General features: G+C 67.5%; 15 protein-coding genes. 3 read left to right on the forward strand and 12 right to left on the reverse strand.

Features of this window, described 5'->3' with window-relative positions; all coding sequences use genetic code 11:
• Nucleotides 1–51 precede the first annotated feature (51 nt).
• Nucleotides 52–3,333 (reverse strand): Rne/Rng family ribonuclease, encoded by a 3,282-nt coding sequence (locus tag OM977_RS11840; protein ID WP_264354158.1) that lies wholly within the window; start codon nucleotides 3,331–3,333, stop codon nucleotides 52–54.
• A 473-nt stretch (nucleotides 3,334–3,806) separates the two neighbouring features.
• On the opposite strand from OM977_RS11840, the gene OM977_RS11845 reads away from it, so the two are divergent.
• Entirely contained in the window at nucleotides 3,807–4,478 is a 672-nt protein-coding gene (locus OM977_RS11845; RefSeq protein WP_264354159.1) for a vitamin K epoxide reductase family protein, read from the forward strand.
• A 99-nt stretch (nucleotides 4,479–4,577) separates the two neighbouring features.
• Here the strand turns inward: OM977_RS11845 and ndk are convergent, their stop codons facing one another.
• The 5 genes from ndk to OM977_RS11870 form a co-directional block, all read right to left on the reverse strand.
• Nucleotides 4,578–4,997 carry a nucleoside-diphosphate kinase gene (gene ndk / locus OM977_RS11850; RefSeq protein ID WP_264354160.1) on the reverse strand — a complete coding sequence of 140 codons (420 nt, stop codon included), beginning with the start codon at nucleotides 4,995–4,997 and terminating at the stop codon, nucleotides 4,578–4,580.
• Nucleotides 4,998–5,049: 52 nt separating this feature from the next.
• The gene (locus tag OM977_RS11855) at nucleotides 5,050–5,514 is read right to left on the reverse strand and encodes a DUF4233 domain-containing protein (protein WP_264354161.1); all 465 of its coding nucleotides are present in this window, start codon (nucleotides 5,512–5,514) and stop codon (nucleotides 5,050–5,052) included.
• 3 nt (nucleotides 5,515–5,517) lie between these two features.
• Nucleotides 5,518–6,876 (reverse strand): bifunctional folylpolyglutamate synthase/dihydrofolate synthase, encoded by a 1,359-nt coding sequence (locus tag OM977_RS11860; protein WP_264354162.1) that lies wholly within the window; start codon nucleotides 6,874–6,876, stop codon nucleotides 5,518–5,520.
• A 3-nt stretch (nucleotides 6,877–6,879) separates the two neighbouring features.
• Nucleotides 6,880–10,227 (reverse strand): isoleucine--tRNA ligase, encoded by a 3,348-nt coding sequence (ileS, locus tag OM977_RS11865; protein WP_264354163.1) that lies wholly within the window; start codon nucleotides 10,225–10,227, stop codon nucleotides 6,880–6,882.
• A 360-nt stretch (nucleotides 10,228–10,587) separates the two neighbouring features.
• Nucleotides 10,588–11,640 (reverse strand): glycerophosphodiester phosphodiesterase family protein, encoded by a 1,053-nt coding sequence (locus tag OM977_RS11870; RefSeq protein ID WP_264354164.1) that lies wholly within the window; start codon nucleotides 11,638–11,640, stop codon nucleotides 10,588–10,590.
• Between the two features lie 193 nt (nucleotides 11,641–11,833).
• On the opposite strand from OM977_RS11870, the gene OM977_RS11875 reads away from it, so the two are divergent.
• The gene (locus OM977_RS11875) at nucleotides 11,834–12,898 is read left to right on the forward strand and encodes an endonuclease/exonuclease/phosphatase family protein (RefSeq protein ID WP_264354165.1); all 1,065 of its coding nucleotides are present in this window, start codon (nucleotides 11,834–11,836) and stop codon (nucleotides 12,896–12,898) included.
• A gap of 41 nt (nucleotides 12,899–12,939) precedes the next feature.
• Here the strand turns inward: OM977_RS11875 and OM977_RS11880 are convergent, their stop codons facing one another.
• Entirely contained in the window at nucleotides 12,940–13,701 is a 762-nt protein-coding gene (locus OM977_RS11880) for an SDR family oxidoreductase (RefSeq protein WP_264354166.1), read from the reverse strand.
• A gap of 41 nt (nucleotides 13,702–13,742) precedes the next feature.
• The gene (locus tag OM977_RS11885; RefSeq protein WP_264354167.1) at nucleotides 13,743–14,102 is read right to left on the reverse strand and encodes a DUF488 domain-containing protein; all 360 of its coding nucleotides are present in this window, start codon (nucleotides 14,100–14,102) and stop codon (nucleotides 13,743–13,745) included.
• Between the two features lie 95 nt (nucleotides 14,103–14,197).
• Between OM977_RS11885 and valS the strand changes: the two genes are divergently transcribed.
• Nucleotides 14,198–16,816, forward strand: a complete 2,619-nt coding sequence (gene valS / locus OM977_RS11890; RefSeq protein ID WP_264354168.1) for a valine--tRNA ligase — start codon at nucleotides 14,198–14,200, stop codon at nucleotides 16,814–16,816.
• Nucleotides 16,817–16,906: 90 nt separating this feature from the next.
• Here the strand turns inward: valS and OM977_RS11895 are convergent, their stop codons facing one another.
• From OM977_RS11895 to OM977_RS11910, 4 genes are all read right to left on the reverse strand, one after another.
• Nucleotides 16,907–18,730, reverse strand: coding sequence for a glycoside hydrolase family 15 protein (locus tag OM977_RS11895; RefSeq protein ID WP_264354169.1), 1,824 nt, complete (start codon nucleotides 18,728–18,730; stop codon nucleotides 16,907–16,909).
• Between the two features lie 383 nt (nucleotides 18,731–19,113).
• Nucleotides 19,114–19,731 (reverse strand): mycothiol-dependent nitroreductase Rv2466c family protein, encoded by a 618-nt coding sequence (locus OM977_RS11900; protein ID WP_270102974.1) that lies wholly within the window; start codon nucleotides 19,729–19,731, stop codon nucleotides 19,114–19,116.
• Nucleotides 19,732–19,819: 88 nt separating this feature from the next.
• Complete coding sequence (clpX, locus tag OM977_RS11905; protein WP_264354170.1) at nucleotides 19,820–21,100, reverse strand: ATP-dependent Clp protease ATP-binding subunit ClpX; 1,281 nt, start codon at nucleotides 21,098–21,100, stop codon at nucleotides 19,820–19,822.
• A gap of 148 nt (nucleotides 21,101–21,248) precedes the next feature.
• Nucleotides 21,249–21,908: an ATP-dependent Clp protease proteolytic subunit gene (locus OM977_RS11910; RefSeq protein WP_264357398.1), complete on the reverse strand. Its 660-nt coding sequence runs from the start codon at nucleotides 21,906–21,908 to the stop codon at nucleotides 21,249–21,251.
• Nucleotide 21,909: the final 1 nt, after the last annotated feature.

The raw sequence follows: 21,909 nt of genomic DNA on the forward strand, positions 1-21,909 counted from the left end.
GTCCGGACCGCACCCGCGGCCATACTGGATTATTTTGGTGGGGCTCCGGGGCTACAGCTCCGACGCCGGCACGCCGACACCGAGGATGATCGGTTCGTTCGACGCGGCCGGCTTTGCCGCTGCCTGGTCCGGGGAGGGCGCCTTTGCCTCGTGCACGGCTCCGGCCGCGGCCGTTGCGGCACGCTGCTCGGCTGCCTCGCGGTGTTCAATGGACGTCTCGTTGGCTGCACCCTGGGCGCGGCTGGCGCTCCGGTTGCGGCGCACGCGGCGGCCCCGGGAGGTACCAGTTTCGACGTCGGCCCTCGCCGGCGCCTGAGCCTGCGCTGGCTCCGATGCCTGAGCCTGCGCCTCGGCCGGCGCCGAGCTCGTGGACACCTGCCCGGCGGCGGGCTTGCTCTCCTCGGCGTCGCCAAGGTGGGCGAAAGCCTCCGTCAGCAGGTCAAGGGTCAGTGCGGGTGCGGTCCCCTCGTCGGCGTGCTCGACGTACGGCAGCACCACCTGCTCGCCGCCGAAGGTCAGCACAGCAGCGGGACGTCCGGCTGCTTCCTCAGTGGCGGCCAGCTGCCGGGCCGTCTCGACGACGGCCTGGCGGGTCTCCGCCTGGCGGGTGCCGGCGTCGTGCGCGGTTGCCGCTTCCCCCTCGTGCAGGTGGGCAGCGTGCGCGGCGGCGGCGATGTTCGCCAGGGCAGCCCGGGTGGCCTCCGCCTTGGCGTGGCGCTCGGCCTCGGTGGGCTCGGGGTGGAGGGCTGCCGGTGCCGACGGAGCGGACTCCGGCCCGCCCTGAGCTCCCTTGCCGCGGCGGCGGCCCTTGCGCTCCGTGCGGGCAGCGGGCTGGTTCTCGGTCCGCGGGACGTGGTGTTCCGCGGCGACGACGTTGGCGCGGCGGTGCTCCACGGGCTCGTCGTGCGTGACGATGCCGCGGCCGGCGCAGGTTTCGCACTGCTCGCCAAAGACTTCCAGCAGCCCGGTACCCATCCGCTTGCGGGTCATCTGTACCAGCCCGAGCGAGGTCACTTCGGCCACCTGGTGCTTGGTCCGGTCACGGCCGAGGCACTCCACCATGCGGCGCAGCACGAGGTCGCGGTTTGACTCCAGCACCATGTCGATGAAGTCGATCACGATGATGCCGCCGATGTCGCGGAGCCGGAGCTGCCGGACGACTTCCTCGGCCGCTTCCAGGTTGTTCTTGGTGACGGTTTCCTCGAGGTTGCCGCCGCTGCCGGTGAATTTGCCGGTGTTGACGTCCACCACGGTCATGGCTTCGGTGCGGTCGATCACCAGGGATCCGCCGGACGGCAGGAAAACCTTGCGGTCCAGTGCCTTGTGGATCTGCTCGTCGATCCGCCAGGCCGCGAAGATGTCCGTGTCCTTGGTCCACTTCTCGAGCCGGCCAACAAGGTCCGGAGCCACGTAGGTGACGTAGGCCTCGATGGTGTCCCAGGCTTCCTCGCCGGAGACGATCAGCTTGGAGAAGTCCTCGTTGAAGACGTCGCGGACCACCTTGATGGTCAGGTCAGGTTCGCCGTAGAGCAGCTCGGGGGCCAGGATCTTGGTCGACGTCGACTGGCTCTCGATGCCTTCCCACTGCGCGCGGAGCCGGTTGATGTCGTGGGTCAGCTCTTCCTCGGACGCGCCCTCGGCCGCGGTGCGGACAATCACACCGGCGTTTTCCGGCAGGCGGTCCTTGAGGATCCGCTTGAGGCGGTTGCGTTCGACGTCGGGCAGCTTGCGGGAGATGCCGGTCATGGATCCACCGGGCACGTACACCAGGTAGCGGCCGGGCAGGGAGATCTGGCTGGTGAGGCGGGCGCCCTTGTGGCCGACCGGGTCCTTGGTGACCTGGACCAGCACGGAGTCGCCGGACTTCAACGCGTTCTCGATCCGGCGCTGCTTGCCCTCAAGGTTGACGGCTTCCCAGTTGACTTCACCGGCGTAGAGCACAGCGTTGCGGCCGCGCCCGATGTCCACGAAGGCGGCTTCCATGGACGGCAGCACGTTCTGGACCTTGCCCAGGTAGACGTTGCCGATCAGGGAATCCTGCTGGGTCTTGGATACGAAGTGCTCGGCCAGGACCCCGTCTTCGAGGACGCCGATCTGGATTCTGTCGTCGCGCTGGCGGACGATCATCTGGCGGTCCACGGACTCACGGCGCGCCAGGAACTCGGCCTCGGTGATGACGGTGCGGCGGCGGCCGGTGTCGCGGGATTCGCGGCGGCGCTGCTTCTTGGCCTCGAGCCGGGTGGAGCCCTTCACGGAGGTGACGCGGTTGTTAACCGGCGCTTCGCTGATCGCCCGCGGAGCACGGACCCGGGTCACCGTGTTGGGCGGATCGTCGTCTCCCCCGCCGGTGAGCTCGAGGTCCTGGTCGCCACGGCGGCGGCGGCGGCGACGGCGCGAGGTCACACCGTCCTCAAGGGTGGCCTCGGTGCCTTCGTCTGCGTCCTCGGCGGACTCTTCCAAATCGGTCTCCGCTTCGCCGGTGCGGCTGCGTCCCCGCCGGCCGCGGCTGCGGCGACGCCGGCGGCTGCCGGCGTCCTCGCCCTCTTCGCCTTCTTCCTCTTCCGCCTCTTCGGGCGCGGCAGCGACCGCGGCCGGCACCGGGCGGACGACGGCGGTCAGGTCGGGGGCCTGGAAGATCATCGACGTGACGGCCCCCGGCTCAAGGAAGAGCGAGGAGGCCGCGGAGCGGGCGGCGGCGGCGGGCTCCTCGGGCGTTTCCACGGCGGGGGTTTCTTCGGGCGCGGAGGTTCCCGCGGCCGGAGTTTCTTCCGCCGCGGCGGTTTGTGCGGCCGGGGTTTTCTCGGACGCGGGGATTTCGGCGGGCGCTGCTGCTGCGGGTGCTGCGTCCGCGGCGGGCGTCTCCGCGGACGGCGTTTCGGCGGCGGGCATTGCGGCGGCGGGGGCCTCCGGTGCCGGCTCTGCTTCGGCCACCGGCGCGGCGGCCTTGGCCCGGCTGGCCCGGCGCCGGACGGGCTTCTCGGCGGCGGGGGCTACGGGAGCCTCGACGGCGGGAGCCTCGGCCTCGTCGGCGAAGGCCGGCAGGGGCTCGGGTGCCCCGACGACTTTGCGGGCGCGGGTCCGGCGGACGGGGGCCTTGGCCTTGGGTTCAACGGGAGTGGCGTCGCCCGCCGGGGCTTCAGTTGCCTCGGCCGGGACCACGGCGTCCGCGGCGGGCTCCGTGTCAGCCTTCGGGAGGGCCTTGCGGCGGGTTCGAACGGGCCGCTTCGGCGGTACTGCCGCCGCGGCTGCCTCTTCTGCTGTTTCGTCCGTCGTTACTGCTTCTTCCGCAACGACCAGTTCTTCATTACCGGCTATAACCTGGTTCTTATCCATATGTAGGAATACTCCTGCCCTTGGGCGCCCCCACATCCGGCGCCCGTTGGGGCAATTATTTGTCAACACCCGCGGGCATTGACAGAAGTCAATTGGATACCCTCAGGTTCGCACCGGCAGTGGGGTGCGGCAGCCCTGGAGGGCCGGCAAGAATGTTCTGAAACCCGTTGATCTTCCGTCACAACCAGGTGCCGTCCAATGGCATTGCGGGACAGCCGGAATCAGAGGATCCGTGGCTCCCTGCTCATCATTGGCGGTCTTGGGAACAAAATCGCCGGACCGGGACCCGGATGTGGATCGGGTTCCAGCCACGATCATTGTCTCACAGGAGCCGTCAAAGCAGTCTTAGGACAGGCATCCGGCACGCCCCCGGAACCGAATCAAAGGAGAAGGCACCGCGCTTCCCGGGCTTCGTTCAGCCTCCGGCGATAGAATCGGCCCAGAAGCACCTCGACCCAAAGGACTTTCATTCCATGCCCAGCATCTCCAGCGACACCGGCGAGGCAGCCGCGCAGCGGCAAAGCACCAGCCCGTCCGCCGCAGACCGGCCGCTGCCTCCGATGACCCGTGACCGTCCGTTCGCGTGGCTCCTGCTGATCACCGGCGTCGTCGGCTGGCTGGCCTCCGGAATCCTCGTGCTGGAGAAACTCGAGGTCCTCAAGGACCCCGGCCACGTCACCGTCTGCGATGTGAATCCGTGGATTTCCTGCGGACAGGTCATGCAGACGCCGCAGAGTTCAGCGTTCGGCTTCCCCAACATGTTCATCGGCATCGTGGCCTTCGCCGTCACCATCACCACCGCCATGGGCATCCTGGCCGGCGCCAGGTTTGCCCGCTGGTACTGGCTCGGGCTGCAGGCCGGCGTGACCCTGGGCTTTGCCTTCGTGGTGTGGCTCTGGTCCCAGGCCCTGTATTCCATCCACATCCTGTGCCCGTTCTGCATGATCGTCTGGGCCGCCATGATTCCTCTGTTCGTCTGGGTCACCGTCCGGAACGTGTCCCACGGCGTGATCCGCCTCCCGGCCGGCCCCGCCCGGATCATCGGTGACTCGGGCTGGATCGTCACGGCGCTGCTCTACGTCGCCGTGATTGCAACGATCTTCTTCGCCTTCATCCAGGTCTTCATCGGGACCTCCGGCTACTAGGAGCGGTTTAACTCCCGCGAGATAACAGCAAAGACCAATGTTCGTCGCGAACATTGGCCTTTGCTGTCATCTCGGTACCTGTCACCCGGTGCCGGGAGGTTAGTCCTGGAACCAGATCTTGATCTCACGCTCGGCGGACTCCACCGAGTCGGAACCGTGGACCAGGTTCTGCTGCACCTTCAGGCCCCAGTCGCGGCCGAAGTCGCCGCGGATGGTGCCGGGGGCCGCCGTCGTCGGGTCCGTGGTGCCGGCGAGCGAGCGGAAGCCCTCGATCACGCGGTGGCCCTCGAAGATCGCGGCGACGACGGGGCCGCTGAGCATGAACTCGACAAGCGGCTCGTAGAAGGGCTTGCCGAGGTGCTCCTCGTAGTGCTGCTCCAGCAGCTCGCGGCTTGCGTCGACCTTCTTGAGCTCGGCCAGGGTGTAGCCCTTGGCTTCGATCCGGGCAAGAATGTTGCCGCTCAGCTGGCGGGCGACGCCGTCGGGCTTGATCAGGACGAGGGTGCGCTCAATGCTCACAACTGCTCCAATGTGTTGGGGTGGGGTTCGGGTCTAGTCTACGGGTTTGGGGCTACGGGTTCTGGGCGCCGGTTTCGGGATCGCTGCCGGCCGGGTGGGCCGCATCCCAGGCGGCCTGGTCGCGTTCCCGCTTGGCGGCCTCGCGGTCAATCCGGATGCCGGTCCGGATGCCGTACCACCAGGAAATTGCGAAGAGCAGGCCCACCACATACATCGTGGGCTCCACGATTCCGCTCAGGATCAGCACGAGCTGCAGGATCCAGCCCAGGCCCACGCCCCACGGTTTGGAGAGCACGGCGCACGTGAAGATGAACACGAGGCACAGCCCGATCCCCACGGCGAAGATCAGGGCCGGCGGAAATTCGTTGCGGCGGAGGCCGAAGACCGCGAGCGTGCCGAAGAGCACCACGAAGGCTTCCAGCAGCAGCACCGTGGAGGCGAACATGACCTTGGTGGAGCGGCGTTTCTTGGGCATGCCCGGGCGCCACTCGCGCTGGGCCTTGGTGAGACGTGCCATCGCTTAGGCGTCCGCCTTTCCGAGCAGGATCCTGGCTTCCGCCACGAGCGTGATGGAGCCGGTGACGAGGACGCCGCCGGCCAGGTCATCGTTGGTTTCGGCGCGTTCCACGGCCCATTCCAGGGCGTCGTCGAGCTTGGCGGCAACGTGGAGGTTGTCCTCGACGAAGCCCAGGTCCAGGGCGATTTCGGCGAGGTCCTCGGCCGGCACGGCGCGCGGCGAGTTGGACTGGGTGAAGCAGTATTCGGCGGCGAGGTCGCCCAGGGACTCCTTGAGCTGCCGCAGGATTTCCTCGGCGTCCTTGTCCGCCAGGACGCCGACCACCACCACGAGCTTCGTGAAGCTGAAGGCCTCATGGATGGCCTCGGCGGAGACCCGGATCCCTGCGGGGTTGTGCGCCGCGTCCACGATGATGGTCGGGGCCGTGCGCACCACCTCCAGCCGTCCGGGCGACGTGACCGTGGCGAAGGCTTCCTGCACGATCTCGGCGTCGAGCGGCTTCTCGCCGCCGAAGAACGCCTCCAGCGCGGCGATCGCGACGGCGGCGTTCTCGGCCTGGTGCGCGCCGTGCAGCGGCACCTGCAGTTCCTCGTACCGGCCGGCGATGCCCTGGATGGTCACCACCTGGCCGCCGACGGCGACGGTCCGGGATTCGACGCCGAACTCGACCCCTTCGAAGCGGAAGGGGACGTTGACTTCCTTGGCCTTTTCCAGCAGGACCTGGGCCGCGTCCATCGGCTGCGCGGCGCTGACGAGGTAACCGCCCGGCTTGATGATTCCGGCCTTCTCGTACGCGATCTCCTCCGTGGTGTCACCCAGGAGGTCCGTGTGGTCCAGCGAGATCGGCGTGACGACGAAGACCTGGCCGTCGCCGACGTTGGTCGCGTCGGTGATGCCGCCGAGGCCCACCTCGATCACGGCCACGTTGACGGGCTGGTCGGCGAAGACCGCGAAGCCCAGGATGGTCAGGCACTCGAAGTAGGTCAGGCGGGGCTGGCCGTCGGCCTCGAGCTCGCCATCCACGATTTCCAGGTACGGGCGGATCTCGTCCCAGATCCGGACGAACGTCTCATCCGGGACCGGGGCGCCGTCGATGCTGATCCGCTCCGTGACCTTGGACAGGTGCGGGCTCGTGTACCGTCCGGTGCTCAGGCCGTGGGCGCGCAGCCCGGCCTCGATCATCCGGGCGGTCGAGGTTTTCCCGTTGGTGCCGGTGACGTGGATGATCGGGAAGGCCTTGTTCGGCTCCCCCAGAATGTCCATGGCCCGGTGCAGCGGCGCCAGCCGCGGTTCCATCTTGTTTTCCGGGGCGCGGCCCAGCAGCTCGGCGTAAACGCTTTCTACGGAGAATTCGTCGGTCATGGCTTAGTTGGCCTTTACTTTTTCGACGGTGATCTGCAGTTCGGTGTCGGGGCCCGAGGAACCGAGATCGAGTTCAACGGTCAGCGTTTCGGTGGTCAGGAGCTGCTCGTAGGCCCGGACGGCGTCAAAGACATCCTTGGGGGCCTGGATGATGGTGCGGATCCGGTCGCTGACATTAAGTCCGGCGTCCTTGCGGGCCTGCTGGATGGCGCGGACCATGTCGCGCGCCAGGCCCTCGGCCTCCAGCTCCGGGGTGACCTCGGTGTTGAGGACCACGAAGCCGCCGCCGGGCAGGACGGCCGCGGCGCGGGATCCTTCGCCTTCCGCGGCTTCCGCCACGACGGTTTCCAGGGTGTATTCCTGCGGCTCGAGCACGAGGCCGCCCGCGGTGACCACGCCGGCCTCGTCCACGGACCAGTCGCCGGACTTGGAGCCTTTGATGGCCTGCTGGACGTTTTTGCCCAGGCGCGGCCCCGCGGCCCGGGCGTTCACCACGAGCTTCTGCTCGATGCCGAACTCCTCCGGGGAGGCGCTGTCGGCGTCGAGCAGGCGGACCGAGCGCAGGTTCAGTTCATCGGCGACGACGGCGGCGAAGCCGTCCAGCGCACCCGCGCCGGGCGCCACGACGGTGAGCTCCTGCAGGGGCAGGCGCACGCGCAGGTTTGCGGCCTTGCGCAGCGAGGAGCCGGTGGAGCAGATCTGCTGGACCCGGTCCATGGCCTCGACGAGGTCCGGGTTGGCCGGGAACAGTCCCGCGTCCGGCCAGTCGGCCAGGTGCACGGAGCGCCCGCCGGTGAGGCCGCGCCAGATCTCCTCGGAGACCAGCGGCAGCAGCGAGGCCGCGACGCGGCTGACGGTCTCCAGCGCGGTGTAGAGCGCGTCGAAGGCGTCTGCGTTCTCGTCGAAGAAGCGCTGGCGGCTGCGGCGGACGTACCAGTTGGTGAGCATGTCCAGATAGCTGCGGAGTTCGTCGCAGGCGCCGGAGATGTCGTAGCTGTCCAGCTGCACGGTCATGTTCCGGACCAGCTCGCCGGTGTTGGCCATCAGGTACCGGTCCAGGGTGTCGGTGTAGCCGTCGTAGCGCAGCGTCGCGTCATAGCCACTACCGCCGTTTGCAGCGTTCGTGTACAGCGTGAAGAAGCTGTAGACATTCCACAGCGGCAGGATGACCTGCCGGACGCCGTCGCGGATGCCCTGCTCGGTGACCACGAGGTTGCCGCCGCGCAGGATCGGGCTGGACATCAGGAACCAGCGCATCGCGTCGGAGCCGTCGCGGTCCAGGACCTCGGAGACGTCCGGATAGTTGCGCAGGCTCTTGGACATCTTCTGCCCGTCCGAGCCGAGGACGATGCCGTGGCTGATGACGTTCCGGAAGGCCGGCCGGTCGAATAGTGCAGTGGAGAGGATGTGCAGCATGTAGAACCAGCCGCGGGTCTGGCCGATGTACTCGACGATGAAGTCCGCCGGGTTGTGGGTGTCGAACCATTCCTCGTTCTGGAACGGATAGTGGACCTGGCCGTATGGCATCGAGCCGGAGTCGAACCAGACGTCCAGGACGTCCTCGACGCGGCGCATCACGGACTGGCCTTCCGCCGGGGTGCGGGGGTCGTCCGGGTTCGGGCGGGTCAGTTCGTCGATGAAGGGCCGGTGCAGGTCAACCTCGCCGGACTTGTTCAGCGGCAGGCGGCCGAAGTCGGCTTCGATCTCGGCCAGCGAGCCGTAGACGTCCGTGCGGGGGTAGTCCGGGTCGCTGGACTGCCACACCGGGATGGGGCTGCCCCAGTACCGGTTGCGGCTGATGGACCAGTCACGGGCGTTGGCGAGCCACTTGCCGAACTGGCCTTCCTTGACGTTGCCCGGGATCCAGTTGATTTCCTGGTTCAGTTCGGACATGCGGTCCTTGAACTTGGTGACCTCGACGTACCAGGAGGACACGGCGCGGTAGATCAGCGGGTTGCGGCAGCGCCAGCAGTGCGGGTAGCTGTGCTCGTAGCTGGCCTGGCGGACCAGTCGGCCCTGGGCGCGGAGCACCTGGGTGATGGGCTTGTTGGCCTCGAAGACCTGCAGGCCGGCGATCTCGGCCAGCGGGCCGTGGCCGAACAGCGGCAGGAACTTGGCGCCCTCGTCCACGGAGAGGACCACGGGGATGCCGGCTGCTTCACAGACCTGCTGGTCGTCTTCACCGTAGGCGGGAGACTGATGGACCAGGCCGGTACCGTCGGTGGTGGTGACGTAATCGGCCACCAGGAAGCGCCAGGCGTTCTGGTTGCCGTACTTCTCGTTGTCGGCGAAGTAGTCCCAGAGGGGCTCGTACTGCAGGCCCTCGAGTTCGGCGCCGGTGTGGCTGGAGGTGACCGCGGCTTCGGCCGCGGCGGCGCCCTCCGCGCCGTCCCCGTAGCCGAGATCCTTGGCGTAGGTGCCGAGCAGTTCGGCGGCCAGCAGGAAGCTGCCCGTGACGGGTGCGTCGGCGGAGGCGGCCTTGACGCCGTTGGGTCCTGCTGGCAGGACCACGTACGTGATGGCCGGCCCGACGGCGAGCGCCGCATTGGTGGGCAGCGTCCAGGGCGTCGTGGTCCAGGCGAGCGCCTGCACTCCGGCGAGCTGCCGGGACAGCTCCGACTCCCCCGCCGTGATCGGGAACGTCACCGTCACGGTCTGGTCCTGGCGGTTCTTGTAGACGTCGTCGTCCATCCGCAGTTCATGGTTGGACAGCGGCGTCTCGTCCTTCCAGCAGTACGGCAGCACGCGGTAGCCGTTGTAGGTGAGGCCCTTTTCGTGCAGCTGCTTGAAGGCCCAGAGCACCGACTCCATGTACTCCACGTTGAGCGTCTTGTAGTCGTTGTCGAAGTCCACCCAGCGGGCCTGACGGGTGACGTAGCTCTGCCACTCGTCGGCGTACTTCATCACGGACGCGCGGCAGGCGTCGTTGAACTTGTCGATGCCCATGGCCTCGATCTGGGTCTTGTCCGTCATGCCCAGCTGCTTCATGGCTTCAAGCTCAGCGGGCAGCCCGTGCGTATCCCAGCCGAAGCGGCGCTCGACGCGGCGGCCGCGCTGGGTCTGGTACCGGCCGACGAGGTCCTTGGCGTAGCCGGTCAGCAGGTGGCCGTAGTGCGGCAGGCCGTTGGCGAAGGGCGGGCCGTCGTAGAAGACGAATTCGTTGGATCCGTCTTTACCCGCGTCCCGCTGGTCGATGCTGGCCTGGAAGGTGCCGTCCGCATCCCAGTACTTGAGGATGCGCTCTTCGATCTCCGGGAACTTCACGGAGGCGGACACGCCGGAGGTGTTCGAAGCAACGGAGTGGGCGCCTGCGCCGGAGAGCGCGGCGGAGGCCTTCGGGTAATAAGTCATCTCGACATCCTGGCTTGAGCTGGTGAACAAAGGATCATTCAGGATGCGAGGACGGCCCGTGCACTGTTTCCAGCACCGGTACCGCGGTACCACCTCACTTACCGCCACCGGCATTGCTCCCTTTTACAAAGAAGCTGCTCCGGCGTTGGCCGCTCATTACTGCTGTGACGGGCTTACCCGTCCGGTTCTACCGGCCCGGCGCGTGCTGCTGCGTTGGGCGTTCTTCCGGAAGCTCGCCGGTGATGGCCGGGTCAAAGCTGATACGACGATGTTACCGGAGAAGTCCCTGCGTTTCACTGCCCAGCGCGGTAGGCCGGGCAGCAGAACGCAGGAACGGCGGCTGAGCGCCCCGGGCTGCGGCTAGAAGCCGTGCGGAAGCTTCATGCCGGCGTCGGCCAGAACCTCGCGGAGCCGGTCCGGGTAGTCGGTGATGATCCCGTCGACGCCGGTATTGATCAGCGCCCGCATGGTGGCCTGGTCATCGACGGTCCAGGGGATGACCTGCATCCCGGCAGCGTGGGCACGCGCCACCATGTCCGCGGTGACGTAGGGGACGTAGCCGGGGTCGGTAACTTTGCCGTTCTGCGGAGTCCCGTGCACGGGTGAGACGGCGTCGAAACCGAGGGAGGACGCTGCGGCGATGAGGTCGCCGCCGAAGTCGTCGGCGTCAATCCCGCCCAGCCACGGGGAGCTGCCCGGCTGCCCGGCCTGGAGGAAATCCTTGTTGGTCAGGGCCACGGTGCGGATCTGCGGATCCCGCTGCTGGACGAGGCGCAGGGAGCCCCAGTCGAAGCTCTGGATGGAGACGCGGCTCTGCATCTGGGCGGCGTTGATTTCCCGGAGGGCGACGTCGATAAACTGCTCGCGCGGGGCGGTTTCCGCCGGTGCGCCGGCTTCGACCTTCGTTTCAATGTTGAACTTCACCTGGCTGGCGCGGTGCGCGTCGGCAAGCGCAAAGACCTCGGCCAGGGTCGGCATCCTGGCGCCGGGAGAAGCCGTCTGGCCCGGGAACTGCGGCTGGGTGAGCGTACCGCAGTCGAGGCTACGGACCTGTTCGAAGGTCAGGTCCTTGACGTACTTGCCCACATAGGGAAACTGCGGGTCGTTGGGCGTGACCGGCGCCGTGTCGAGGCACTTCTTGTCGCTGATCTTGCGGTCGTGCGTGATGACTTCGCGGCCGTCCTTGGTGATCTGGAGGTCAAGTTCCAGGGTGGACACGCCGGTCTCGAGGCCCTTGGCGAAGGACGCGAGGGTGGATTCGACGGTCAGGCCGAGTCCGCCGCGGTGGGCTTCAAGGTCGAAATGGTTGCCTGCGCCGTTGGGGTTCGTATCGGCGGCCTGGGCCTGGGTAGAGGTGGCGAGGAGCAGGGCTGCGCTGAGTACGGCAGCGCCAAGCGTCGTCGGGGTTCGCATGGGAAAGAGTCTCCACTCTGGTGGTGTGCAGTTGCGCCTGCCACGGTGCCGTTCCGCGGCCAACGGCCGGCCACCCCGGTCTGGCCGGCGCACCACGGGATGGTAAACGTTCGGCGTTCCGGTCTCTCCGGTCACATCAGCCTCCGGTCACATCACCGGCGACGCCGCGGCGCCGACTGCTTAGACTCGTGCCATGAATGTGCCCCGGCCGGGCCGCCCGGTGATGAGCAGCCGTGCGCGCCGCAGCTGGCACCTGTCGTCGGTCCTGGTGGCCGTTCCGGTGGCGGTGCTGTCGTTCTTCCGCGCGGTCCCGTCGCCGTGGCCGACGCCGGTGGTGCAGCTGGTGGCCTTCACGCCTTGGCTCGTGTTCCCCGCCGCGGCCGCCCTGCTGTTGGCCCTGCCGAGCCGCCGCCCCTGGGCAGTACTCCCGGCCGCCGGGCTCCTTGCCCTCCAGCTCATCTGGCTGTTCCCCCCGGATCGGCTGCTGGACCGGCCCGGCGCGGCACGTTCGGACCAACGTCCCGGTGCGTCCCCCGGAGCTCCGGCGGCGGAACTGAACGTGATGAGCCTCAATGCCAAACTGGGCCAGGCAGATGCGGCCGGCGTAGTCCGGCTGGTCCGCGAGAACGCCATCGGGTTGCTGGCTCTCCAGGAGCTCTCCCCGGACATGGAGCGGCGGCTGGACGCCGCGGGGCTGGACGCGCTGCTGCCGTACCGGATCAGCCACCCGTTGACCGGCGCGGCCGGCGGCGGCGTGTATGCCGCCGGTCCGCTGGTCGCGATTGACTCACTGGAAGGCACGGCCTTCCCCATGCCGACCTTGCAGCTGAGCCTGGACGCGGGCGGGCAGCCGGTGCCGCTGGCCGTGACGAACGTGCACGCCCAGGCTCCGGTCGAGGGGCTGGCCGCGCGCTGGCGCAGCGACCTCGCCGCGGTGGGCAGCCTCGCCGCCCGGCCCGGCAACCTGCTGCTGCTGGGCGATTTCAATGCCACCTTCGACCACGCCGAGTTCCGCGAGTTATTGTCCGGCGGCCCTGATGGCGCAGCCGGTTCCGGTGGGCTCGTGGACGTGGGGGTCGCGGCACGGGCCCGCCTCACGCCAACCTGGCCCAAGGATGGCCAGTTGCTGCCCGGCGTGGTGATCGACCACATCGTGACGAGTCCGCAGCTGCGCAGCAGCGGCTATTCCGTGCAGGCCGTGGCCGGGACCGACCACGCGGCCGTTCTGGCCACCATTTCCGTCCCGCCCGGCGGCTGAGCCCAGCTCCGGGGCCGGCTGAGCCCAGCTCCGGGGCCGGCTCAGCCCTTGCGGATCAGCTTGTAGTTGGCGGCCTGCGCCACCGGGCGGATCACAATCTGGTCCAGGTTGACGTGGTGCGGGGCCACCACGGCGTAACGGACGACGTCGGCGACGTCCGCCGCGGTGAGTGGCTTCTCGACGCCGGCGTAGACCTTGGCGGCGGCATCGGGGTTGCCTCCGAGGCGGTTCAGCGCAAACTCCTCCGTCTGCACCAGGCCGGGGGCAACCTCGATCACCCGGACGTTGTGCTCGGCCTCCTCGAGCCGCAGCGCGCCGGTGAGGGCATGCTGGGCGAACTTGGCGGCGTTGTAGCCGCCGCCACCCTCGTAGGCGGACAGTCCGGCCGTCGAGGTCAGGTTCAGGACCGTTCCTTCCCCGCAGGCGCGCAGCATCGGCAGGAACGCCCGGGTCAGTTTCATCGTGCCGACCACGTTGACCTGGTACATCCAGTCCCAGTCGTCGGTCTTGGCCTCGCCCACTTTGTCGGCACCGCGGGCGCCGCCGGCCACGTTGATCAGCGTGTCGATACCGCCCGCCCGGGTCACCTCACTCAGGACCCGTGCGACGTCGTCGTCCTCGGTCACGTCGGCCGGAAGTGCTACCGCTCCGGTTTCGGCGGCGAGCGCCTCCAGCCGGTCCGCGCGGCGGGCTACGGCAAAAACCGTCCAGCCTTCGGACCGCAGGGCACGGACGGTGGCTTCGCCGATTCCGGTGCTGGCTCCGGTGACAACTGCTGCTTTGTTTTGGATTTCCTCAGTCATGGCACCACCCTAACGGGAAGGCCGGGCTCCCGCTGCCGGGCTCAGCGCTGCAGGAACTCCATCAGCACACGGGCGTGGTTGGTCTCCGGGTCCCTGGCGCCGAAGAGCAGCGTCACCTTCCCCTGTTCCGCCGCGAGCTGCTGCAGGATCTGCACGGCCGGGTTCGCCTCCAGCTCGGCTTCATAGGCGGCCCGGAAATCCGCGAAGCGCTCCTGCATGTGCGCGAACTCCTTCCGCAGCGGAGGCGACGGCGCCACCTCCTTGAGCCACAGCTCCAGCTGCGCCAGTTCCTTGGTGACCCCGCGCGGCCAGAGCCGGTCCACCAGGACCCGGCAGCCGTCGTCGTCCGCGGGGTCCTCATAGACCCGCTTAATCGCAAAACGTCCGGCCGATTTCTCCATTTGCGCATGTTACTTCAGGTTTCTGCCGGTACCGCTTCCCCGCCTGATCCGCCGCCGGTTCGGAAGGGTGTGGAAGTTAGTGAAACAATTGCTCCATGGCTGAAGACACTCAGGGTACAGACACGCCCACCACTGCCCCCATCAACGTTCCGGACAAGCCCGCCCTGGAGGGGCTGGAAGACGCCCTGACCAAGCGCTGGCTTGATGAAGGGACCTACAAGTTCAACCCGGACACCACCCGGGAGCAGGTCTACTCGATCGACACTCCCCCACCCACGGCGTCGGGCTCCCTGCACGTCGGGCACATGTTCTCCTACACCCAGACCGACGTCCTGGCCCGCTACCAGCGCATGACCGGCAAGAACGTGTTCTACCCGATGGGCTGGGACGACAACGGCCTGCCCACCGAGCGCCGGGTCCAGAACTACTACGGCGTGCGTTGCGACCCCACGGTGGCCTACGACGCCGGCTACCGCCCGCCGGCGGAGCCCGCCAAGAACCAGCGCGACTTCGACGTCGTCTCGCGCCGGAACTTCATCGAGCTGTGCGAGGAGCTGGCCGTCGAGGACGAGAAGGTCTTCGAGAACCTCTTCCAGACCCTTGGCCTGTCCGTGGACTGGGACCTGACGTACCGCACCATCGATGACAAGTCCCGCGCCATCTCCCAGCGCGGCTTCCTGGCGAACCTCGCCGCCGGCGACGCCTACATGGCCGAGGCGCCCACCCTGTGGGACGTCACGTTCCGCACGGCGGTGGCCCAGGCCGAGCTCGAGGACCGCGAGGTGGCCGGAGCCTACTACCGCTACCCGTTCTTCACTGAAGACGGCGACAAGATCTACATCGAGACCACCCGCCCGGAGCTGCTGGCCGCCTGCGCCGCCCTCGTGGCGAATCCCGACGACGAACGGTACCAGCCGCTGTTCGGCAAGAAGGTCACCTCTCCCCTGTTCGGCGTCGAGGTGGAGGTCAGGGCCCACCCCCTCGCCAAGGCGGACAAGGGCTCCGGCATCGCCATGGTCTGCACCTTCGGTGACCTGACTGACGTCACCTGGTGGCGCGAGCTGCAGCTGCCCACCCGCGCCATCGTCGGCCGCGACGGACGCATCATCGGCGAGACCCCCGAGTGGATCACCACCGAAGCAGGCCGTGCCAGCTTCCAGGCGATCGCCGGCAAGACGGTCTTCAGCGCCAAGGAAGGCGTGGTGGAACTCCTCGCCGCCGCCGACCTCCTCGACGGCGAGCCGAAGAAGATGATGCACCCGGTGAACTTCTTCGAAAAGGGCGACAAGCCCCTCGAAGTGGTCACATCCCGCCAGTGGTACATCCGCAACGGCGGCCGCGACACGGACCGCCGGGAGCGCCTCATCGCCCGCGGATCCGAGATCGAATTCCACCCGGCGTTCATGCGCTCACGCTACGAGAACTGGATCTCCGGCCTGAACGGCGACTGGCTGGTCTCCCGCCAGCGTTTCTTCGGCGTGCCCGTGCCCGTCTGGTACCCGCTGGACGCCGACGGCAACCCGGACTTCGCCGCGCCGATCGTCCCGACCGACGCGCAGCTGCCCGTGGACCCCGCCGCGGACGCGGCGCCCGGCTACGAGGAGGCCCAGCGCGGCCTCCCGGGCGGTTTCACCGGCGACGCCGACGTGCTCGACACGTGGGCCACGTCCTCGCTGACGCCGCAGATCGTGGGCGGCTGGAGCACCGACGAGGCGCTCTTCGCCAAGGTCTTCCCCTTCGATGTCCGCCCGCAGGGGCACGACATCATCCGGACCTGGCTGTTTTCCTCCGCCGTGCGCGCCGATGCCCTGCAGCACGTCGCGCCGTGGAAGCACGCCGCGATCTCCGGCTGGATCCTGGACCCGGACCGCAAGAAGATGTCCAAGTCCAAGGGCAACGTGATTGTTCCGACCGATGTGCTGGAGGAATTCGGCTCCGACGCTGTGCGTTACTGGGCCGCCTCCGCGAAGCTCGGCGCGGACACCGCCTACGAGATCGCGCAGATGAAGATTGGCCGCCGCCTGGCGATCAAGCTCCTCAACGCCTCCAAGTTCGTGCTGAACCTTGGGGCCACGGAGGACTCCGTGGTCTCCGGCGAGCTGTCGGTGCTCAGCAACCCCCTGGACCGGGCCGTGCTGGCCCAGCTGTCGGACGTTGTCCGGCAGGCCACCAAGGCGTTCGAGAACTACGACTACGCCCGGGCCCTGCAGATCACCGAGAGTTTCTTCTGGCACTTCACGGACGACTACGTGGAACTGATCAAGGACCGCGCGTACGGTGCGGCCGGTGAAGCCCAGCAGGCATCCGTGCTGGCAGCGCTCGCGACCAGCCTCGACACGCTGCTGCGCCTGTTTGCCCCCTTCCTGCCCTTCGCCACCGAGGAGGTCTGGAGCTGGTGGCGTGCCGGGTCAGTACACCGCGCGCCGTGGCCGTCCGCGGTCGAGATCGACGGCGACACCACCCTGCTGTCGACGGTGGGGACCGCGCTGAGCGGCATCCGCAAGGTCAAGTCCGAGGCCAAGGTCAAGCAGCGCACCGAGGTACTGTCCGCGACCATCACGGCCTCGGAATCCCTCATCACCCAGCTGAAGGCCGGCCTCGCCGACCTGAAGGCCGCGGCCAACGCCCGGGAGCTGGAGCTGGTGGCCGGTGAGGGCGAGTTGACCGTGAGCGACGTGGTGCTGGCGGCCCCCGAGGCGCCCGCGCAGGCGTAACACCTGCGCCGCTCCGGCGGGGCAGGGTCCCGGAACTGACGAGGGCTCCGGCCAGGGAAACCTGGCCGGAGCCCTCGGCCGTTTACGGCCTTACTCCCGGCCGCTCCGGGCCTCGGCTTCGCTGATGGCCCAGGCGGCGTTGACGAGTCCGATGTGGCTGAACGCCTGCGGAAAGTTACCCAGGAGCTCGCCGCTGTCCGGGGCCACTTCTTCGGCCAGCAGGCCGAGATCCGTGGCGAACGCGGCGGCCCGTTCAAAGACGGCCCGGGCGCGTTCGGTGCGCCCGGCGAGGGCCAGGGCATGGGCCAGCCAGAACGTGCAGAGCAGGAAGGTGCCCTCCTCCCCCGGAATACCGTCCTCGGACCGGTAGCGGTAAACGAGGCCCCGGGAGTCGGTGAGCCGCTGTTCGATGGCCTCGATCGTGGCGAGGATTCCCGGGTCGTCGGGCGGGAGGAAGCCCACAATGGAGAGCATCAGCGCCGAGGCGTCCAGGTCCGCGGAGCCGTAGGACTGGGTGTAGGCCTTGGCGGCGTCATTCCATCCCTCGGACCGGATGGACGCCGCAATCCGGTCCCTTGTCTCTGTCCAGGCCGGGACCTTGTCCTCTGCCTGCAGGAGCCCGGCCAGGCTGATGGCCCGGTCGACGGCAACCCAGCACAGAAGCTTCGAGTGCAGGTAGTGCCGCCGTTCGCCGCGGACCTCCCAGATGCCGTGGTCGGCGTCCCGCCAGCGGGCGGCCGCGGCGTCGGCGGCATTGGTGAGGAACCCCCGGGTCTCCGGTTCCAGCTCCGCGAGATATTCCGGCAGCGTGGCGGCGGCGTCGAGCAGTTCACCGTAGACATCGAGCTGGCGCTGGTTCCAGGCGCCGTTGCCCACGCGCACCGGCGAACTGCCGCGCCAGCCGGGCAGGTGGGTCAGTTCGCGTTCGGGCAGCTCGCGTTCGCCGCCGACGCCGAACATGATCTGCAGCTCCTCGCCGCCGGCAAGCTGGGCCGCCGCCGCGGTGGACAGGAACTGGAAGAACTTCCCCGCCTCGTCCGGGCAGGCCGCCACCCAGAGCGCTTGCAGGGTCATGCTCGCGTCCCGGATCCAGCTGTAGCGGTAGTCCCAGTTGCGTGTACCGCCCGCCACTTCCGGCAGGGACGTCGTCGGTGCGGCCACGATGGCCCCGGTCGGGTAGTAGCTCAGCGCCTGGAGGATCCGTCCGCTGGCAGCTACCAGTTCCTGCCACGGGCCCTGGTAGTTCTGGTGCATCTCGGACCAGCTCGTCCAGCCCTGCACGGTGTCCTCCAGCCGCCGCGCGATGTCCGCCTGGCTCCAGAACACCGGCTTCCCGTTCCCGCGCGCCTGGAAGTGGAGCGCGAAGCCAAGGCCGTCTCCCGCGCGGAGGCTCACCCGTGCCAGCGCGTTGTCACCGGTGAGTTCGAAGGGCACCGGGGTGGAGAAGAACAGCGCGGAGTCCCCCGCCCGGAACAGGATCCCGCCCTCCGCCGGGCTCATCAGCGGCCGGGCCAGCCCGTAGTCCGGCCGCGCGCTGAGGACGACCTCGACGTCGACGGATCCTTCCGTACACACAACCTGACGCAGCAGCGTACCCGGGGAATCCGCGCCGAGGTCGTGGCCCCTCTTGCCGTCACCGAGCACCAGGGCGTCGGTGACCGTGAGGCGCCCGCCGGGGGCCGTGTGGGTGGTTTCGAGGACCATCGTGGGCCCGAGGTAGCGACGCGTGGAGGAGTGGCGGCCGGCGGGACGGACCAGCCAGAATCCCGCCTCGGGGCCGAGGATCCGGCCGAACACGGAGGGGCTGTCGAAGCGCGGGAAGCAGAGCCAGTCCACGGAGCCTGCGGCACTCACGAGCGCCGCGGAGCAGCAGTCGGAAAGCAGTGCATAATCCGCAATCGGCTCGCTGCTCATCAGTACACCCTGACTGCGCTGTCCCGGGGGCTAACTCTTGCTCAGACTCTTTTGGGGCAAAGGGGAAGCCCCATCAGCGTTTTGCCGTTGGTGGGGCTTCGACTTTTCGATTGTCACGTGACGTCTTAGACAATCTGGCGGGATCCTCAGATTTTCAGGTCTTCCTACTTCGTCACTAGTAGCCATCATCTGACTTTGCCGAAGGCTGCGTCGGATGATTGTCACTGAATCTTTGGTTCCTGCGTCCCGCTTCTTTCGAAGTGGGTAATCTCTATTGTTGTCCGGCGGTTTCCGCAGCACAAGAGCCCCGGGAAAACTACATCGGAGTAGTTTTCCCGGGGCTCCCTGGGCGCCGGCCCGGCGACCCGAAGGTGTCGGCTGGCCTAGTTGAAAACCGGGCTTTCGTTGCGGCTGCGCTTGATCTCAAAGAAGTACGGGAAGGATGCCAGGGTCACGGTTGCGTCCCAGATCCGGCCGGCTTCCTCGCCGCGCGGAATGCGCGTCAGGACGGGGCCGAAGAAGGCGGTGCCGTTGAAGGCAACGACCGGCGTGCCGACGTCCTGGCCGACCAGGGAGATGCCGGCGTCGTGGCTGGCACGGAGCTGCTGGTCGAATTCATCGCTCTGGCCCGCGGCGGCGAGTTCCGCCGGAAGGCCGGCCTCGGCGAGGGACTTGGAGATCACTTCGGCGATGTCCGCGTTGCCCTCGTTGTGGATCTTGGTGCCCATGGCGTCGTAGAGCGGCTTGATGTATTCGGCGCCGTGCTTTTCGGCGGCGGCCACAATGACCCGGACAGGCGCCCAGGCCTTGGCCATGAACTCTTTGTATTGCTCCGGGAGCTCATCGCGGCCCTCGTTGAGTACGGCGAGGCTCATCACGTGCCACTCGGTGGTGATGTCGCGGACGTCCTCCACCTCGCCGATCCAGCGGGACGTGACCCAGGCGAAGGGGCACATCGGATCAAACCAGAAATCTGCTTTGTTGCTCGTGGTTTCAGGCACAGGTGTTCTCCTTGAGGAAGTCTGCGGGGAAAAAGCGCACCGGGCGCGTCGTAGGTGACAGCGACCGGTGCGGCGTTTTTATTCCGGGTCAGGCGGATTTACGCCGTTTGACGTCGTGCGGAATCATCGTCGGCTGGGCCTTCTGGGAGACGACCTCTTCGGTAATGATGACGGTGGCGATGTCGTCCCGGCTGGGCAGGTCGAACATCACCGGCAGCAGGACTTCCTCGATGATGGCCCGGAGACCACGTGCGCCGGTGCCGCGCTCGAGGGCCTGGTCTGCGATGGTGTTGAGCGCCTCGTCATCGAAGACCAGTTCGACGCCGTCAAGCTGGAACATCTTCTGGTACTGCTTCACGAGGGCGTTCTTGGGCGTGGACAGGATCTGGATCAGTGCCGACCGGTCCAGGTTGGAGACCGTGGTGATCACCGGAAGCCGACCGATGAATTCCGGAATGAGGCCGAACTTCAGCAGGTCCTCGGGCATGACCTCGCCGTAGGAGTCCGCGTTGTTCTTGGCCTCATTGAGCGGGGCGCCGAAGCCGATGCCCTTGCGCCCCGAACGTGAACCGATGATCTCCTCGAGCCCGGCAAAGGCACCGGCGACGATGAACAGCACGTTCGTGGTGTCGATCTGAATGAATTCCTGGTGCGGGTGCTTGCGTCCGCCCTGCGGCGGCACGGAGGCGACGGTGCCCTCCAGGATCTTCAGCAGCGCCTGCTGCACTCCCTCGCCCGAGACATCGCGGGTGATGGAGGGGTTTTCGCTCTTCCGCGAGATCTTGTCGATCTCGTCGATGTAGATGATGCCCTGTTCGGCCTTCTTGACGTCATAGTCGGCGGCCTGGATGAGCTTCAGGAGGATGTTTTCGACGTCCTCGCCGACGTAGCCGGCCTCGGTGAGGGCCGTCGCGTCGGCGACGGCGAAAGGGACGTTGAGGCGGCGGGCCAGGGTCTGGGCAAGATAGGTCTTGCCGCAGCCCGTGGGGCCTATCAGGAGGATGTTCGACTTGGCGATCTCGACGTCGTCGTGGTGACCGCCTTCGGCAAGGCTGCCGCTCTTCGGCGCGTGCCCGGCCTGGATGCGCTTGTAGTGGTTGTAGACGGCCACCGCCAGCGAACGCTTGGCGGGTTCCTGGCCGATGACGTATTCCTGCAGGAAATCAAAGATTTCGCGGGGCTTGGGCAGCTCGAAGCTGCCAAGATCGGCGACTTCTGCGAGTTCTTCTTCAATGATCTCGTTGCAGAGTTCAATGCACTCATCGCAGATGTAGACGCCGGGCCCGGCAATGAGCTTCCGGACCTGCTTCTGGCTCTTCCCGCAGAAAGAACACTTCAGCAGATCCGTGCTCTCGCCAATCCGAGCCATATGTGAACCCCTTTAGTATCTTGCTGGTGCCTGTGACATGTTCCACTCTAGGTCACTTTAGGGCCTGTTGGGTGGAAAGCCGGCGCCGGTGCGGCCATTATGAATGAACCGCACCGGCGCCGGTAACCGGGTGTTGCCAGCCGGGCTGCTACCTGCTGATTGCCTGGGGCTTGATTTTACGGGAATCAAGCACCTGGTCGATCAGGCCGTACTGCATTGCCTCGGCGGCCGTCAGGATCTTGTCCCGCTCGATGTCGTTGTTGACCTGCTCCGGGGTCCGGCCGGAGTGCTTGGCCAGGGTGTCTTCGAGCCAGGACCGCATCCGCATGACCTCGGCAGCCTGGATCTCCAGGTCGGAGGCCTGCCCGCCCTGTCCGCCGGACAACGAAGGCTGGTGGATCAGCACGCGGGCGTTCGGCAGGGCCAGTCGCTTGCCCGGCGTTCCGGCTGCCAGGAGCACTGCGGCGGCGCTGGCGGCCTGGCCGAGGCAGACGGTCTGGATCTCCGGGCGGATGTACGTCATGGTGTCGTAGATCGCGGTCATGGCGGTGAAGGAGCCGCCCGGGGAGTTGATGTACAGCGTGATGTCGCGGTCCGGGTCGGTGGACTCGAGCACCAGCAACTGGGCCATCACGTCGTCGGCCGAAGCGTCGTCAACCTGGACGCCGAGGAAGATGATGCGGTCCTCGAACAGCTTGGTGTACGGGTCCTGGCGCTTGAAGCCGTAGGGGGTGCGCTCTTCGAACTGCGGCAGCACGTAGCGGCTGCTCGGCAGGTTACCGGCAGTCGAACCGAAGTTGTAGTTCATG

This window comes from Pseudarthrobacter sp. MM222, from assembly GCF_947090775.1.
Lineage (GTDB): Bacteria > Actinomycetota > Actinomycetes > Actinomycetales > Micrococcaceae > Arthrobacter.

Coding starts and splice junctions, on each gene's coding strand:
- valS (WP_264354168.1), top strand. CDS start 14,198: ATGGCTGAAGACACTCAGGGTACAGACACGCCCACCACTGCCCCCATC.
- OM977_RS11855 (WP_264354161.1), bottom strand. CDS start 5,514: ATGGCACGTCTCACCAAGGCCCAGCGCGAGTGGCGCCCGGGCATGCCC.
- OM977_RS11860 (WP_264354162.1), bottom strand. CDS start 6,876: ATGACCGACGAATTCTCCGTAGAAAGCGTTTACGCCGAGCTGCTGGGC.
- OM977_RS11895 (WP_264354169.1), bottom strand. CDS start 18,730: ATGAGCAGCGAGCCGATTGCGGATTATGCACTGCTTTCCGACTGCTGC.
- OM977_RS11885 (WP_264354167.1), bottom strand. CDS start 14,102: ATGGAGAAATCGGCCGGACGTTTTGCGATTAAGCGGGTCTATGAGGAC.
- OM977_RS11875 (WP_264354165.1), top strand. CDS start 11,834: ATGAATGTGCCCCGGCCGGGCCGCCCGGTGATGAGCAGCCGTGCGCGC.
- clpX (WP_264354170.1), bottom strand. CDS start 21,100: ATGGCTCGGATTGGCGAGAGCACGGATCTGCTGAAGTGTTCTTTCTGC.
- OM977_RS11840 (WP_264354158.1), bottom strand. CDS start 3,333: ATGGATAAGAACCAGGTTATAGCCGGTAATGAAGAACTGGTCGTTGCG.
- OM977_RS11880 (WP_264354166.1), bottom strand. CDS start 13,701: ATGACTGAGGAAATCCAAAACAAAGCAGCAGTTGTCACCGGAGCCAGC.
- OM977_RS11870 (WP_264354164.1), bottom strand. CDS start 11,640: ATGCGAACCCCGACGACGCTTGGCGCTGCCGTACTCAGCGCAGCCCTG.
- OM977_RS11910 (WP_264357398.1), bottom strand. CDS start 21,908: ATGAACTACAACTTCGGTTCGACTGCCGGTAACCTGCCGAGCAGCCGC.
- OM977_RS11845 (WP_264354159.1), top strand. CDS start 3,807: ATGCCCAGCATCTCCAGCGACACCGGCGAGGCAGCCGCGCAGCGGCAA.
- ileS (WP_264354163.1), bottom strand. CDS start 10,227: ATGACTTATTACCCGAAGGCCTCCGCCGCGCTCTCCGGCGCAGGCGCC.